The following is a 16,236-nucleotide window of genomic DNA, read 5'->3' as shown; positions in this document are numbered from 1 at the left end:
AAATTCCTTATAGTGTTAACGGCTTGTTTACCACGTTTGGCGATTCTCCAACGGAATGATTTGTTCAGTGCGTTCGCTTGCATGACACCTCAATTGATCCGGTATCATTGCAAGATCGTCACTGTCCTCAACCACGAAGCAGGCTTGCATCATGAACGGACAGCGGTCTCCCTTACCCCGAAATACGGGACTCTCGTCGATCGAGGCTTTAAGCCGTACGATCGAGGGACTTGAGGCGCGCATTGAAGGGCTGATGAAGACCGCCAAAGACAATGGACGTGCCGTCGAGCCTGCCATATCCTCGCCGACACCGGAGCCGGTTGTCCCGGCACCGCGCGACCTTTTGAGCGAAATCCGTGAACGTCAGAAAGCGCTTGAGGCCGCCCGCCCGCGTTTTGCCGAGGGGAATGAGCAGTCAAGGCGTGAAGCGCCTGGCGCGGCACTTGCCTTTTCGACCGGCTCTGCAGCATCCTCCATTGCAGCTGCGCAAGACGCGGCCTCTGCGGCGCCGGATGAGCGCCAGCTTGCCGATCTGTACCGCGCGCTTGACAGTTTGCGGGACGATCTGAAAGCCACTCTTTCTCAGGAAACCAAGGCGCTGAAGGCCGATATTCACGCCCTGAAAGCCGATAGTGGCAGTGTAGAAAGCCTCAGAGCCGATTTCGATCGGCTTTGCGACACAATGGCGCGGCTTTACCGGGAAAATGCCGGTCAGTCTGTGCCGGAAACCCAGGCCTTGCGAGAGGATATCGATCGTCTGGGCGGCATGATCGATGCCTTGGCAAACCGCCCGGAAGCCCAGAGCGAAACGGATGAGCGCGTTTTTGCGCTGGAGACCCGGTTCGACAGCATAGCGCCGGAACGCATTCAGCAGGAATTGCTGCAGCTCGCCTATCGGCTGGACGAGATCAACGGCAAGCTTGCGACAATTGGCGATGCCCGGTCCGTGCGGCTTTTGGAAGACAAGCTGATCGCCATTGCCCATGCGCTCGAACATATCGGCCAGCATCTGGAGCCGAACAGCCAGGCCGTGCTCGATCATTTCGCAGCGCTTGACCGGCGGCTGGAAGAGATGGCTTTGACCATCGCCGCCTCAAGCCGCCACGGCCATCAGTCCGCAACCGATCCGGCACTTTTGGAGCGGCTTGACGAGCGGATGGCGGTGATTGCCCATCATCTGGAGTTGATTTCCGAACAGACCGCCGATCGCGGCTGGGAGAGTGAGCTTGCTGCGCGCATGGCGACCCTGTCGGAGCGGGTCGAGGATCTGGCTAGCCAGCAGGCGGCTTACAATTTGGAAGAGCGGCTGAACGAGCTCTCTGCCCTGATGGAGCGAAGCCGCTCCAACAGTCTGCAACCGGAACTGACCGGCGTTCTGTCCGATATGTCGCGCAAGATCGATGCGCTCGACCATGACAGTCTCGGCGACCGTCTTGCCCGAGAAATCTCCGTGATTGGACGGCGCATCGACGAGATTGACATTCCAGTACCTGTGAGCATCGATGACGGGCTTTTGTCGCGCATGGATGAGCGGCTGCACGCCATTGCCGCGCGTCTGGATGAAGCCGCCGCCCTGCCGCAGGCTGATGCCGTAGCCCTTGCCGGGCTGGAACAGCAGATTGCCCATCTTTCCGCCCTGATCAGTGCGACGCCGCTTGGCGAAGGGGCGCACGCGGGTCGGCTGGAAGGCCGCATGGCCGCACTTGAGGATTATGTCGCCACCAGCGACGACTATATCGTCGAGGCTGCCCGGCATGCTGCCGAAACGGTGATGGAAAATTTCAGCCGCCAGACGGCGGCAACGAGATCCGGCCACGATACGTCGGAAACCGCCGATATGCTGGCGACACTCGCCGGCCATCTCACCCATCTGGAAGAGATCAGCCGCGGCAGTGAGGAGCGCAGCCACCGCACCTTCGAAGCTCTGCACCAGACTCTGGTGCAGATCGCGGAAAAACTGGACCAGATGGACAAGCGTGCTGCCGCCCAGGCAACAGTTCAAACAGGCGCCCAGACAGCCGCTCAGCCGGCCCGCACGCGCATGAGCCCCGAGGCAGGCGCGTCCTCGTCTCCGGTTCAGGCCGCGCATCGGGAAATCGAGGCTGCCTTTCAGGAAACGCCTGATCTTTTGTCAGAAGCTCCTGCCGTGTCTGACGCCACGGCAGACATCACGCCGGAGACGCTCAAGCCGGGCATGGCCGTGCCGGATATCAAGCCGAGCCTGCTGGCTGGTCTGGCGCGCAAGCTGAAAGGCAATACGGCCAACGTTGAAAGCCCTGCCGTTCACAAACAGCGTCCGATGATTGATCCGTCACCATCGATCGATCCCGCTGACATTCTGCCGCCGGAAGAGGCCAACCAACTGCTGGAGCCAGGCTCCGGTAAACCGGATGTCCGCAAAATTCTGGAAACGGTGCGTGCCCGCAAGCAGAGTGAAGGTGGCCAGAACGACGGTAGACAGGGCGAAGGCAGCAAGAAAATTGAAGGTGGCAAGAGCAGTGCCCCGTCAGCCTCTGGTGAAGAGCGGATGGATATCATTGCCGCCGCCCGCCGCGCCGCCCAGGCCGCCGCTCAGGAAACCGAGCGCAGCGGCAAGACCATACGCATGCCGCTGGCCAGCGAAGTCAGGGTCGGATCGGCCTTTCAGCGTTATCGCCGCCCGATCCTGCTGGCTGTCGGTGCGCTGCTTCTGGCCGCTTTGGCTTTGCCGCTGGTCAAGGCGCTGACCGCAGGACCGGCTCAGCCGCCTGCCGCCGCAATCGACATGCCAGCCAAAGCAAAACCTGCGGAGGCGAAGGTCGATACGGCAAAACCTGCGCAGCAAAGCGCCGAGACCGGCAAGGTCCCAGCCGCCGTTGAGGCCGTGTCGAAGCCCCCGGCACCGGGTGTCCAGACGGCGCCAAGCCTGCAACAACCCGTTTCAGCAACACCGGGCCAGCCCAGACCGAGTGCGGCACTCACCGGCCAGCCGCTTGATGGAGCAAGCCGTGCAGCCAATCTTGCACCCGCTCAAGCGCAGGTTCCGACCCAGCCGGTGGAAAGCCATGAGCTTCCAGCCATCCAGCCGGCAGCGGCAACGGTTGCCTACGATGTTCCTGCCGCCATCACGCCTGCCTCTCTGGCCGATGCTGCACATCATGGCGACCCGGCTGCCATGTATGAGGTTGCCAATCGCTATATCGACGGGCGCGGCGTGCCGAGCGATTTCGCCCAAGCCGCAATCTGGTATCAGCGCGCCGCCGACAAGGGGCTGGTGCCGGCCAAATACCGGCTGGCCGGTCTTTATGAGAAAGGCACCGGGGTTCCTCGCGACATCGCGCGGGCCAAAAGCCTTTACCAGCAGGCCGCCGACGCCGGAAATGCCAGCGCCATGCACAATCTCGCCGTGCTCTACGCCTCTGGCGAGGCCGGACAGCCGGACATGGCCAAGGCGGCAGAATGGTTCACCCGTGCGGCCAATCTCGGCATATATGACAGCCAGTATAATCTCGCCGTTCTTTATGCCCGCGGCACCGGCGTGAAGCAGGACCTCGAAGCCTCATATAAATGGTTCGCACTCGCGGCTCGGAAGAATGCCGACAAGGGTGGCGACAAGGATGCCGCCGACAAGCGCGACGAGGTGGGCCGCACACTGAAGCCGGAAGAGCTGCAGCAGGCGAAATCCATGGTGGATACGTGGAAGGCGCTGCCGCTCGACCCCGACGCCAATACGGTCAATGTGCCGGATGCCTGGCAGGGTCAGGGCATCAAGACCGGCAGCGTCGACATGGAAAAGGCCATCCGCAACATTCAGGCGATCTTGAACCGGAACGGTTTTCCGACAGGCGAGCCGGATGGCAAGCTCGGCCCCCGCACCGTTGCGGCAATCAAGGACTTTCAAAAGAGCGTCGGCCTGACGCCGGACGGCAAGGTCTCCAACGAACTGGTCAAGGCGCTTTTGGCGAAAAACCGCTGAGACGCGGCTTTTCGGCCAAATGGCTCGCATAATTCAAAAAAACGTCATAAGCTTCCGGTGTATAGAATACCTCGGGTGAACACTGGTTCACCCGAAGTGCTCTAACCTTTTGTTTTTACGCATTTCCGGACGGAAAACCGCTATGCACTTTTCTCGGAACAATGCTCTAAATTTTCTGCATAATTTTCTCCTTAAACCCTAACCGATTTAAGAAGAAAACTATGCAGGAACAGGATCGGGTGAGACCGGCCGGTCAATGCCTGAATGACCTTCGCTGGGGTGGCGCGTGACACTGTATCTTCCGATTGCCGAGCTTTCGGTCAATGTCTTCATCATTCTCGGCATGGGGGCGGCGGTCGGTTTTCTTTCGGGCATGTTCGGTGTTGGTGGCGGCTTTCTGATCACGCCACTTTTGATCTTTTACAATATCCCGCCGATTGTCGCCGTCGCCACCGGGGCCAATCAGGTTGTGGCCTCCTCGGTGTCTGGCGCGATCAGCCATTTCCGTCGTGGTTCGCTTGATGTCAAGCTCGGCTCGGTGCTGCTGGCGGGTGGCCTTTGCGGTGCCTCGCTCGGCATGTATCTCTTCGTGCTGTTGAAGAAACTCGGCCAGATCGATCTGATCATCTCGCTGCTGTATGTGGTGCTGCTCGGCTCCATCGGTTCGCTGATGCTATGGGAAAGCGTGCGGGCACTGATGCGCGCAAGGCAGGCGGCGTCACCGCCACGGCGGGCGGGCAGCCATGGCTGGGTGCAGCGGCTGCCGCTGAAGATGCGGTTTCGCAAATCGAAAATCTATCTCAGCGTCATTCCGCTTCTGGCACTCGGCTTTACCATCGGGTTGTTGACGCCGCTCGGCATTGGCGGCGGCTTCATTCTGGTGCCGGCGATGATCTATATCCTGCGCATTCCGACCAATGTCGTGGTCGGTACGTCGCTCTTCCAGATTATCTTCGTCAGCGCCTTCACCACCATTGCCCAGGCAGGCGCCAACTATTCCGTCGATGTGGTGCTCGCGTCGCTGCTGATGGTGGCGGGTGTGATCGGGGCGCAATATGGCGTGCGAGTCGGACAGAAGCTGCGCGGCGAGCAATTGCGCGCGCTGCTCGGGCTGTTGATCCTGGCCGTCGGCATCCGGCTCTTCATCGATCTTGTCAACACACCTGCCGATCCCTTTTCGATTGTTGTTGCGGGGGCGGGAGGATGATGCACCGTCTCGCCGGGTTCTGTCTTGTCTGGCTTATGGGCATCGGCATTGCTTATGCCCAGCAGGCACAGCAAAAAGCACCCACACCTGTGCCGGAAAAGCTGGAAATCGGCATTTCCACCCGCGAAATCGCCATCACGCCGGATTTTCGCGGCGCGGACCTCACGATTTTCGGCGTGATCAATGATGTCGATACGGCTGTATTGTCCACCCATGGCTATGATGTCGCCGTTACCCTCGAAGGGCCGGAAAAGGATGTTACCGTGCGGCGCAAGGCGCGCGTCTTCGGCATCTGGATCAATCGGGAGCTTCTGACCTTTGCACGCGTGCCGCTTTCCTATTCCATTGCCAGTACGCGGCCGATCGGCGACATTACCAGTGCGGCAGAGCGCGCCCGCCTTGGCGTCGGCATTGACGATCTGCCGCTGAACCCGACCCATTCCTTCGACACCGCCCTTGATATCCGGGCCTTCCGTGCCGCCTTCCTGCGCCAGCAAAGAGCAAACGGTCTCTATCAGAGCCAGACGAACAAGGAAGGCGTGCGCTTCGTCAGCGCCAATCTGTTTCAGGCCAGCCTCCGGCTGCCCGCCAATATTCCCGCTGGCGGCCATGTGGTGCATGCCTATCTCTTCCGCAATGGCAGCCTTGTCAGCGAGCGGCAACTCGCACTCACCGTGGTGAAAACCGGCCTTGAACAGGCGATCACCGACGCTGCCCACCACACGCCCATCGCCTATGGCTGTCTTGCCGTGCTCTTTGCCGTGATCACCGGCTGGGGCGCGAGCCTTCTGTTTCGCAAGGACTAGTGGATTGTCCCGGGAAAACTGTTTCACACTTTTGTCGGGACCATGCTCTAGTATAGACAGCACTTTATTGCATCTTCCCATGACGGAGACCTGATATGCGCCAATTCCTTGGGCACCAATTCCTTCGCGCCGGATTTCTGGCGGCAGCGCTGATTGCCAGTGGCCTTGCGGCGTCGGCCGAGGCGGCGGACAGTCTGGTGCTGGATAAATATGTCATGCTGATGCGTCATGGCGTGCGCCCGCAGACCAATAGCAAGGCGCTTTTGCGGTTGTCGTCGAAGACGTGGCCGGTCTGGAATACGCCGGATGGCCAGTTGACGCCGCATGGTGCAAAAGCCGCCGCACAACTTGCCCATTACGATCTCGCCATGCTGCAACAACGCGGCCTGCTGCCGACCAGCGGCTGCCCGGCTGCGGGAAGTGTTTTCGGCTGGGCCAATGGTTCGGTCAAGCGGACCATCGATACCGGTAATGTCGTGCTTGCCACCATGTTTCCCGGCTGCGGCCTGACGGTCGGGCATAACGACACGGCGACGACGAATGGGGTCGATCCGCTCTATGCCCCCTCCGAGACGAGCCTCGGCGCCGTCGATCCCGACAGGGCCAAAGCCGCCATTCTGGCCGCCGCTGGTGGCAGTCTCGAAAAGCCCCGCGCCCGTGCCGCCAGCCTGATGAAGGAACTGGACGGCATTCTCGACTGCTGCGCCATCAGCGTCTGTGACAAGAAAAAAGACGCCGCTCCGGGCAAGAGTGGTGAACACTGCACGCTTGAAACCCAGCCATGGGCGATCAAGGTCAAGGCGGCCAAAGGCGAAAAACCGGCTGAGGTCGGCGTGACCGGTCCGCTGAAGGAGGCCGGAACCGTGGTGCAGGTCTTCCTGCTGCAATATGCCGAGGGCCTGCCTGCCGACCAGGTCGCCTTTGGCAAGGCTTCGACCCCAGCCGATATCATCCGCCTGTCCGAACTGCGCCAGATCAAATATGATCTCGGCAACCGCGTTCCCTATCTTGCCGCCCGCGATGGCTCCAACCTGCTCAACCAGTTGCTGCTGGCCTTGCAGCCCCAGGCTGACAAGGCAGGTCCTCCGGATGCCAGGCTGATGCTGTTTATGGGCTCAGACACACAGCAGTCCGAGATCGGCGCAATTCTCGGCATTCACTGGCATATTCCGCCCTATCTCGACGATGAAACCCCGCCGACCGGCACGTTGGCCTTCGAACGGCTGCATGACGGGCAGGGCAAGTCCTTCATCCGCATGACCTTTACCGCCCCAACACTGGACCAGATCCGCTCTGCCGCCGTGCTGGACGAGCGTTCGCCGCCGCTTCAGGCCGTGATTCCCATGCCCGGCTGCGAGGCAGAGTCTGTGGACGGTGCCTGCCCGATAGACCGGTTCATGGCGCTGGCGCGGCCCAAGCTCGACATGAGCGCGGTGGGAGAACAGCATTACGGCAAGAATTGAGCCAGCGTGCCCCTCTTCTCTGGCATGGCATGATGGCTTTACTGCAGGCCAGCCTGCCGGGGCAGGGGGACGGCAAACCGTTCCTCGAGAACGGTTTCGGCGGGGCGGGTGCAATCACGACCACCGGCCTTTGCCGCATAAAGCGCCTTGTCGGCGAGAGCAACCAGCATGTCCACCGTCTGGTCTGCGTCAGGCACGAGACTGGCGGCGCCGATGCTGACTGTGACGATGGTCTTGCTGCTGGCCTCGTGCGGGATCGCCAGGGCGCGAACCGCGCTTCGATACCGTTCGGCAAGGGTCATGGTCCCAAAAAGATCGGTGTCCGGCAGGATCAACGCCATTTCCTCGCCGCCATAGCGGGCCGCAAGATCGGTCGCCCGTTTGGCGGCGTTTTTCAGTGTCTGCGCCACCTGCCGCAGACAATCATCTCCGCCCTGATGGCCATAACGATCGTTGAACAGTTTGAAGTGATCGATATCGACCAGGATCAGGCCGAGAGGACTGATATTGCGCCGTGCCCGCGACCATTCCTGTGCCAGCCGTTCATCGAAGGCGCGGCGATTGGCAAGCCCGGTCAATCCATCGGTTGAGGCGGCCTCCGCCAGTGTGCGATTGGCCTTGACCAGCATTTCCTCGGCCTGCTTGGCAAGCGTGATGTCGGAAAACACCATCAGTGAGCCGCCATTGCTGGCACTGCGGGTTCTGGCCTCCAGCGTGCGCCCGTCGGCAAGGCGGATTTCACGCGCGCCCGGCATCAGCGGAAAGACCGGCGCAGCCGCGCTCAGCAAGCTGTCTGGCGTTATCATCTCTTCACCGCGCACGCGCGAGGCGGTCAGAAGATCGGCAAAGGCCACACCCGGCACCCGCAGATCTGCGGTTTTCGGAAAAAGATCGCGATAGCGGTCGTTGCAATAGACCAGCCTGCCTTGCCGGTCATAGAGCGCCAGACCATCGGCCATATTCGCCAGCACATCCTCCAGTTTCTGACGGCTTTCCTCCAACTGGCGCTCCAGAAGTTTTTGTGCGGTGATATCGCGATCATGGGTGACGACGGCGACAATTTCACCGGTTCTCTCATCCCGCACCGGATTTTTCAGGGTCGAACACCAGCCTTTGCTGCCATCGCTTCGCAAAAAGGGATGCTCGCTATAGACCGGCTTGCCGCCGGCAAAGACCGCCTGTTCCTCACGCCGGATGGTCTCGGCAAGAACCGGGTCGATAAAATCGGCATCCCGTCTGCCAATCACCGCCTGTGGTCCAGCCACTCCCAGCGTTTTGGCCGTGGTCGGGTTGGCCAGAATATAGTGGCCATGCCGGTCCTTGATATTCATGCTTTCCGGCAGGGTCTCGGCAGCGATGCGATAAAGTCGTCCCGCTGCCTGCAAGGCGCGATGACGCATTTCCCGCCTGAGCAGCAGGCAAGACAGGAAGGTTGCGGCAAAAAGCAGCGGGATCGTTGTGGAGAGATTGTCAAAGGCAAAGGACCAGAATTGCTGCGGCAGAACGAAAATTGCCGCATTCGGCAAGACCGCAGAGCCAAGACTGACAAGGGACATGCGTTTGATGTTGTCGAGTGGCCGCCTTTCGCCCGAGCTTGCGGCGATGGCAACACCAGCGACGATGAGAATGCTGAGAATGCCGGCGCCCACGCCGCCGCCGCCAAGATGCCAGCGCCACCACATGGCAACGGCAGCAGAGACCAGTGCCGCAATCGGCCCGCCCAACATGCCGGAAACGGCAATGGCGGAGGTGCGCAGATCAAGATAGACGCCGGTGGCAATGGCAATCGGAAACATCATCGCGATGATTGAGGTCATGCCGCCAGCAAGCCCGATCCCCACACCCTGCAGGGTCGGTGAAGACTGCGCCAATGCCTGATCGAGATAGCTAAGCACGGTTGCCGACAACACTGCAATCGCCATATTGATCAGAATGAGCGTCAAGATTTCCGGCATCCGTCTGCTTTACCTTCGTGTGGCTGAGCGCATCTGGACGACAATGCAACTATTTCATTAATTTGTTATTTCTAACTCTCGTAGAAGACCTTGTTTCAAGCGCCATGGTCTGCGTTCTCCTGCCGGACGTGACACCATCATGGATTTACAGCGTCCTTTGTGCGTTTTATCAAACGCACAAAGGACGCTGTAACGCTTTACATTTGCTGCATCATTTTCTCCTTAAACCGATTCTGGTTTGAGGAATTATGCAGTAGCCATAGACAAAGGCGGCAATTTTCTGCACATCCGATGCGCTCGAGACAGACAACTTGGGACTGACAAGGAGAAACCGCTTGCCCCTGACTGACGTGGTTTACAAGATCGTGCCGGAAACCCTGTGGGAGACCGCCCGCAAGGCGGGTGCGTTTACCGGCGCGCCGATCGATCTTGCCGATGGCTTCATCCATTTTTCCACGGCCAGCCAGGCAAAAGAGACGGCGCGGCGGCATTTTGCCGGACAAAAAGGGCTGTTGCTCATTGCCATTGATGCGAAAGCGCTTGGCCCGGCCCTGGTGTTTGAGCCGTCGCGCGGCGGCGATCTCTTCCCGCATCTTTACGGTCCCTTGGCCCTCTCTGCGGTTTTATGGGAAAAGCCCCTGCCGCTTGCCGACAACGGCGAGCATCTCTTTCCGGACACAATGCCATGATCGACCCGTTCAAGACCTTTGCCCGCCCGGGCCTGTTTCTCTTCGATGCCGAAACCGCCCATGGCCTGTCCATTGCCGGGCTGAAATCCAGCCTGATGCCGAAATGCCGCCTGCCGGATGACCCGAAACTGGCGCAGACCATCGCCGGTCTCACCTTTGCCAATCCGCTGGGCATGGCGGCAGGCTATGACAAGAATGCCGAGGTGCCGGATGAGCTTCTGGGGCTTGGCTTCGGCTTCGCTGAGGTCGGCACGCTGACGCCGAAGCCGCAAAGCGGCAATGACAAGCCGCGCATTTTCCGCCTGATCGAGGATGAAGGCGTGATCAACCGGCTCGGCTTCAACAATGAGGGCCATGATGCCGCCTTTGCCCGGCTGAAGGCACGTGCAGGCAGACCCGGCATTGTCGGCGTCAATATTGGCGCCAACAAGGATGCGGAAGACCGCATTGCTGATTATGTCGCGGGCATTCGCCGTTTTTATCCGGTGGCCAGCTATTTCACTGCCAATATTTCCTCGCCCAACACGCCGGGTCTGCGCGATCTGCAGGCCAGGGAAAGCCTTGGCCTGCTGCTGGATGCGGTTCTTGCCGCCCGGGCCGAAGAGGCGGCAAAGGCAGGACGCCATGTCCCCGTTTTCCTGAAAATCGCCCCCGATCTCAGCGAAGAGGGCATGGATGACATTGCCGAGGTGATTTTGACCCGCCCTCTCGACGGCCTGATCGTCTCCAACACCACATTGTCGCGGGAAGGCTTGAAAAACCGGCGTTTTGCCGCAGAAACTGGCGGTCTGTCCGGCAAGCCGCTCTTTGCAAAATCCACCGCGGTTCTGGCCAGAATGCGACAGCGTCTGGGGCCTGATCTGCCGATCATCGGGGTCGGTGGCGTCTCTTCGGCGGAAACAGCGCTTGAAAAAATCCGCGCCGGGGCCGATCTGGTGCAGCTTTATTCCTGCATGGTCTATGAAGGGCCTGCCTTGGCTGCCACCATCGTCAAGGGACTGTCGAAAGCGGTCGCCCGTGACGGTGTTGCCTCGATCCGCGATCTGCGCGACACGCGGCTTGCCCACTGGCTTCAGCAGAAGGTCTGATCGGTGCGGCGCCTCAGGCGGCTCAGGAGAAACAGGCCGCGCATCACCAGAAACAGGTTGAGCGCCAGCCAGAGACCGTGATTGCCGAAGAGCGGAACAAACAGGGCAAGGGCTGCGATGTAACCCGCCAGCGCCGCCAGCATCATGTTGCGCATGTCACTCGACCAGGCAGCGCCGATGAACACGCCATCCATCTGAAAGGCAAGCGCGCCGGTCAGCGCCGTCAGCGCCGCCCAGGGCAGATAATGCCGCGCCACGGCTTGCACATCGCCAGCCGTGGTCAAAAGATCGATCAGTACGCCGCCGGCGAGAAGAAAAAACAGAGCGCTGGTCAGCGACAGGCCGAAGGACCAGATGCCGGTCAGCTTGACGGCGCGCAGAAAGGACAAGCGATCCTCTGCGCCGACCGAGCGGCCGACAATCTGCTCGGCGGCGGTGGCGATGCCGTCAAGATAAAAGCTCGACACCATGAAAAAATTCATCAGCAGCGCATTGGCGGCCAGCGTGACCGGGCCGAACGAGGTGCCGATGCGGGTGAGCAGGGTGAAGGCGGCCAGCAGGCTGAAACTCCGGATCAGAATATCCCGATTGAGGGAAAACAGCTGCCGTAATTTGTCTTTGCTGAGCAATTCCTGCCGGTTTGGCAGATGGGTCCGGCCATGGCTGGACAAGACGATCGCCAGTCCGGCAATCGCGCCGCTGGCCTCGGCCGCCACCGCCGCCAGCGCCACGCCGGTCACGCCCCAGCCGAGCCAGAGACCGAGCACAATGGACAGGCCGATATTGACCCCGTTGATCAGGATTTGCAGGAAAAGCCCGGTCGAGCCGCGCCCCTGACCGAGGATCGAGCCCATGACAGTGAAATTGATCAGCGTCAGCGGCCCGGCCAGAATGCGGATGGCGAAATAGCGGGCCGTCACCTCGGCCACGCGTCCTTCCGCCCCCATCATGGCAATCCCGAGCTGTTTCAACAGCGGTGAGAGCAAAAGGATGATCAGCCCGAGCGCCACCGACAACAGGGCCGAGCGACAGAAGATCGCCATCTGCTCGCGTTCGTCCTGACGCCCATAGGCCTGGGCGGTCAGCGCCGTGGTTGAGGCCCGCAGGAAATTCAGGCTGGCAAAAATGAGATCGAAAAGCGTTGCGCCAATCGCCAGTCCCGCCAGCGCCGTCGCCTCGCCGAGATGGCCGATCACCGCCGTATCGGTGATGCCGAGAAGCGGCGTGGTGACATAGCCGATGGTCATCGGCACGGCGATGCGCAGAATGCCGCGATGGGTCACGGCCAGACGGGCAGAATGCGATTGGGCGGCAGTCATAGAACACTCCGGGGACGATATCCGAAGTGGTAAGCCCGCCTTTGAGTCGTGTCCAATGCTGAGGGGCTTTTCGCCTGACTATCCGCAGCTTTGTCGATCAGAGCCGATTTTGATGGGAAGGCAGAAAAGCCTAGAGCATCGGCCGAAAGGTGGGAACCGGTTTTCGGAAACCTGATGCGGAAACAGTATCTTGGAGCATCGTGTCGATTCCGATTTTCGGCACGATGCTCTAATCGATTCTCAGCATCACGCCGGAAGCGGTCGGCAGCATCAGCCCCGGTTCCTCTTGCCGACGATGCGGCGCGCCGGAGAGGTCCATGCTCCAGAACGGCGTGTTGCCGCGCGAGGGGATGCGCGCCACCGCCACACCGAGGCCGTGATAGGGGCCGAGCATGTTTTCCAGATGGTGCTTGGAATTGATCCAGGCCTGCATCGCAGCCTGCGGCGTTTTCTGCATCATGGCGATGTTTTCGGCAGCAGGCAATTGCACATTGGATTGGCGCATCCTTTCGCCAAAACTGTCGCCAAAGCCCATGACATGCGCCATTTTATTGGCTTCAGCCATGCGCTTTGCCTGATAAAGCGCCGCACGCGCTGCATTGGCATCGCTGACCAGCGGCGGCTTGCCATATTTTGCCCTGAGCGCATTGACCATGGGCAGGAAGGTCTCGGTTTCATCCGTGAGATCGGCGGGAACTGGCGGTTCGACCGGCGGTGTCTGGCAGCTGGCAAGCCCGGCGGCAAGGCCAAGACCAGCAAGAAGAATGCTGCGCCGGGCAAGCACCGGATGGGAAAGAGGCGTGGAGGATGTCATCTTACTTCCGCATGTCGATGAGGCGCAGCACAATGAAAACCGGTATGACGATGCTGGCCCCGAGGAGGAGATAATCGCCAAGCCGACCCAGAGCGCCGAAACCGCGCATCCACAGATCCTGGACGAAATGACGGATACTGTGGAGAATGTCGACAGGATAAATGCCGAAGATATGCATGGCAAAACCGACGATCACCGACACCACAATCAGCTTGATCAGGGTGCGCGCGATGGAATCGCCGAGAAATCTGTTCACTCCGTCCGACATAAACGTCCTTCGCTGGTCAAAGGGGCACGATCCGACGCCCATTGCCTCTGTGTAGCGGGAGATAAGCATAGGAATATGGCAGCGCAAGCGCTTATCCCGATTTCGATGGCGATATGAAAGATTTTGCTTGCCTTTTTTACCGCTTGCGCCATTACCCGCCGATTGCTTTCCACAACACTGATATCCCATGCTGAAGATTGAGCTTTCCTCCGGCGATCTGACCGCCGACCGCCGTGCTGAATATGCGCGCCTCCTTTCGGAGTCCGGCGATGATCTTGCCGCCGCCGACCTGATGGAGCAGGCGCTTGAGCTGGTGCCGCTCTGGGTGGCCGGCTGGTTTCAGCTTGGTGAATACCGCGCAGCTGCGGGCCTTTGCGAAAAAGCCGCCGAGGCTTGGCGCAGGACGCTTGATCTCGACCCGCAGGACATGTTCGCCGCCGGACTGAAACTGGCGCTGATCGGTGCGGAGGAAGCACCGGAGCATCCGCCGAGCCGTTATGTCGAGGCGCTGTTTGACGACTATGCCGACCGGTTCGAGACTTCGCTTGTCGACAAGCTTGACTATCGCGCGCCGCAGGACCTGATGGCGATGCTTTTATCCTATCTCGGCATGGATAAACGCTTTGCCACAAGCGTCGATCTCGGTTGCGGCACCGGGCTGATGGGGGTTGAACTGCGCGCCCACACTGACCGGCTCGAAGGCTTCGATCTCTCCTCGGCCATGCTGATCAAGGCGCGGGAAAAGGCGATCTATGACGCGCTGGACGAGGCCGATCTGTCGCTGGACAGAGAAAATTGCGGTCTCTTTGGCAAGGCTGGAGACGAAGGACGCGCCGATCTGGCTGTTGCCGCCGATGTGCTGATGTATCTCGGCGCTTTGAACGGCGTTTTTGCGCTGGTGTCGGCGCTGCTCGCTCCCGGTGGATATTTCGCCTTTTCCGTCGAACGCCCTGAAGACGGCGACATCGCGCTTGCACCCTCGCTGCGCTATCAGCACAGCGAGCCCTATGTGCTGGAGGAGTTGAACAAGGCCGGGCTTTGCTGCCTGACAAGGCAGGACACGGTGCTTCGCAAAGATGGCGGAAATCCTGTCTTTGGCATCCTGTTTCTTGCGAGAAAAATCGCTTGAAAGACGGAATCTTGCTATTTTCACGATAGGTCAGGAAGACTGACTTACCCCGCTTGCAGACTGCCGGATTTCAGGCATTCTCAAGACAAACAAGGGGTGCAGCCATGGCTTCGATCAACATGATTTTCGGCATCTGGAACAAGAATCCAACCCGGCACAGCCGGCTGGAGGATATTCAGGGCATCGTTGCCGGGTCGATGATTGCCGCACTTGGCCTGTTTTTCATTTCCAAGGTCGGGCTGGTTACCAGCGGCATGGCCGGGTTTTCCTTCGTGTTGCATTACTGGAGCGGGGTGAATTTCGGCCTGATTTTCTTTGCGCTCAACCTGCCTTTCTATATTCTGTCCTACAAGCGCATGGGACTGGATTTTACCCTCAAGACCTTTCTTGCTGTCGGCCTGACCTCGGCCCTGGTGGATGTCGAAAACCGCTTCATCACCCTGCAATCGATCAATCCGGTCTGGGCCGCCGTGCTGGGCGGGCTGTTGCTTGGTTTCGGCCTTCTGGCGCTTTATCGTCACCGTGCCAGCCTTGGCGGCATCGGCATCATGGCGGTCTATATTCAGGAACGTTTCGGCATTCAGGCCGGTCTCGTGCAGCTTGGTTTCGACGCCATTGTCATGACGCTGGCTTTGGGTGTGTCGAGCCCGTTTGTCGTGATGTGCTCGCTTGTCGGCGCGGTCATTCTCAACCTCTTCGTGCTGATCAATCACCGCTCCGACCGCTATATTGCGCTCCGCTGATTATACAGACAGGATCACTTAGATTTACCTCATTTCATGGCAGCATCAAGCTTGTGCGTCCAGTCGCCATCGGCAAGCGCCTTGGTCATGAAGTTATCGACGGCGGACTTGAAAGCCGGATCCTTGCGCAGCAGATAGGCATTTTCAAAATGGGTGAAGGGCTCCTTCACCGCAGCGGCACACAAGACGCCAGGATGCAGTTTTGCCTGCAAATCCACTTCAACCCCATCCGTCACCATGACATCGGCCTTGTCGGCGGCAATCTGGTCGAAAATCACCTTGTTGTCCGGGAAAACCTCGATCTTCGCCTTGGTGAAATGCGCATGGGCGAATGTGTCATTCGTGCCGCCGGGATTGACGATCACCCGCACGGATGGCTGGTCGATGGCCTCCAGCGAGACATATTTTTGCGTGTCGGCGCAGCGAACGATCGGGCGCTTGCCGTCCTTGATGTTGGGCACGGAAAAATCCCCCACTGCGGCGCGGACCGGATTGACGGTAATGCCGCCGACCACCATGTCGAATTTCCCGGCCTTGAAATCATCCAGCATGGTTTTCCATGTCGTCATGACGAAATCCGGCTTCACGCCAAGAGAACCGGCCAGTTCCTTGCCCATGGCAATATCTGCTCCTTGCAGATCACCATCCGGCCCTTTGTAGCTGAAAGGCTTGTAGTCACCTGTTGTGCCGATGCGCAGCACACCAGCCTGCCGGATCGCGGCAAGCGTTCCATCCTCGGCCTGAGCTGTTGCCACAGATGAGAAAAGCGCTGCAAAAAGCGCAAAATGCCAAAGCTTCAT

Annotated in this window: 13 protein-coding genes; 8 read left to right on the top strand and 5 right to left on the bottom strand. The window is 59.8% G+C overall.

The features are described from left to right. Window positions 1-151: 151 nt before the first annotated feature. The 4 genes from NAC44_RS03950 to NAC44_RS03935 all read left to right on the top strand — a co-directional run bounded on the left by NAC44_RS03950 (window position 152) and on the right by NAC44_RS03935 (window position 7,431). On the top strand, window positions 152-3,955 hold the full coding sequence (locus NAC44_RS03950) for a peptidoglycan-binding protein (protein ID WP_250937980.1): 3,804 nt from the start codon (window positions 152-154) through the stop codon (window positions 3,953-3,955). 286 nt (window positions 3,956-4,241) lie between these two features. After that, complete coding sequence (locus tag NAC44_RS03945; protein WP_250937978.1) at window positions 4,242-5,162, top strand: sulfite exporter TauE/SafE family protein; 921 nt, start codon at window positions 4,242-4,244, stop codon at window positions 5,160-5,162. Continuing rightward, window positions 5,159-5,968 carry a TIGR02186 family protein gene (locus NAC44_RS03940; RefSeq protein WP_250937976.1) on the top strand — a complete coding sequence of 270 codons (810 nt, stop codon included), beginning with the start codon at window positions 5,159-5,161 and terminating at the stop codon, window positions 5,966-5,968. The genes NAC44_RS03945 and NAC44_RS03940 overlap by 4 nt, the downstream gene beginning before the upstream one ends. A gap of 95 nt (window positions 5,969-6,063) precedes the next feature. Further along, window positions 6,064-7,431, top strand: a complete 1,368-nt coding sequence (locus NAC44_RS03935; protein ID WP_250937974.1) for a histidine-type phosphatase — start codon at window positions 6,064-6,066, stop codon at window positions 7,429-7,431. 38 nt (window positions 7,432-7,469) lie between these two features. Here NAC44_RS03935 and NAC44_RS03930 read toward each other — a convergent pair whose 3' ends face one another. Then, window positions 7,470-9,386 (bottom strand): diguanylate cyclase domain-containing protein, encoded by a 1,917-nt coding sequence (locus NAC44_RS03930; protein ID WP_250937972.1) that lies wholly within the window; start codon window positions 9,384-9,386, stop codon window positions 7,470-7,472. 341 nt (window positions 9,387-9,727) lie between these two features. Here NAC44_RS03930 and NAC44_RS03925 point away from each other — a divergent pair, with 341 nt between their 5' ends. Together NAC44_RS03925 and NAC44_RS03920 are read left to right on the top strand one after the other, a co-directional pair. Then, complete coding sequence (locus tag NAC44_RS03925; RefSeq protein WP_250938741.1) at window positions 9,728-10,075, top strand: DUF952 domain-containing protein; 348 nt, start codon at window positions 9,728-9,730, stop codon at window positions 10,073-10,075. Further along, a complete protein-coding gene (locus NAC44_RS03920) occupies window positions 10,072-11,163 on the top strand; it encodes a quinone-dependent dihydroorotate dehydrogenase (RefSeq protein ID WP_250937962.1) in 1,092 nt (363 codons plus the stop codon). Before NAC44_RS03925 ends, NAC44_RS03920 begins: the two co-directional genes overlap by 4 nt. Here the strand turns inward: NAC44_RS03920 and NAC44_RS03915 are convergent. The 3 genes from NAC44_RS03915 to NAC44_RS03905 form a co-directional block, all read right to left on the bottom strand. Continuing rightward, window positions 11,148-12,482 (bottom strand): MATE family efflux transporter, encoded by a 1,335-nt coding sequence (locus NAC44_RS03915; protein WP_250937960.1) that lies wholly within the window; start codon window positions 12,480-12,482, stop codon window positions 11,148-11,150. The genes NAC44_RS03920 and NAC44_RS03915 overlap by 16 nt on opposite strands. 229 nt (window positions 12,483-12,711) lie before the next feature. Then, entirely contained in the window at window positions 12,712-13,296 is a 585-nt protein-coding gene (locus NAC44_RS03910; RefSeq protein WP_250937958.1) for a CAP domain-containing protein, read from the bottom strand. Window position 13,297: 1 nt separating this feature from the next. Next, window positions 13,298-13,564 carry a DUF6460 domain-containing protein gene (locus NAC44_RS03905; protein WP_250937956.1) on the bottom strand — a complete coding sequence of 89 codons (267 nt, stop codon included), beginning with the start codon at window positions 13,562-13,564 and terminating at the stop codon, window positions 13,298-13,300. Window positions 13,565-13,751: 187 nt separating this feature from the next. Between NAC44_RS03905 and NAC44_RS03900 the strand changes: the two genes are divergently transcribed. Together NAC44_RS03900 and NAC44_RS03895 are read left to right on the top strand one after the other, a co-directional pair. After that, entirely contained in the window at window positions 13,752-14,693 is a 942-nt protein-coding gene (locus tag NAC44_RS03900) for a class I SAM-dependent methyltransferase (RefSeq protein WP_250937954.1), read from the top strand. A gap of 104 nt (window positions 14,694-14,797) precedes the next feature. Beyond that, the gene (locus NAC44_RS03895; RefSeq protein ID WP_250937952.1) at window positions 14,798-15,436 is read left to right on the top strand and encodes a DUF6198 family protein; all 639 of its coding nucleotides are present in this window, start codon (window positions 14,798-14,800) and stop codon (window positions 15,434-15,436) included. A gap of 29 nt (window positions 15,437-15,465) precedes the next feature. Here NAC44_RS03895 and NAC44_RS03890 read toward each other — a convergent pair whose 3' ends face one another. Next, complete coding sequence (locus tag NAC44_RS03890) at window positions 15,466-16,236, bottom strand: transporter substrate-binding domain-containing protein (protein ID WP_250937941.1); 771 nt, start codon at window positions 16,234-16,236, stop codon at window positions 15,466-15,468.

Origin of the sequence: Allorhizobium sonneratiae (assembly GCF_023700755.1) — a bacterium.
Taxonomy (GTDB): Bacteria; Pseudomonadota; Alphaproteobacteria; order Rhizobiales; family Rhizobiaceae; genus Allorhizobium; species Allorhizobium sonneratiae.
The sequence above is the reverse complement of the archived record's forward strand: the minus strand, read 5'-3'. Positions and strand labels throughout refer to the sequence as shown.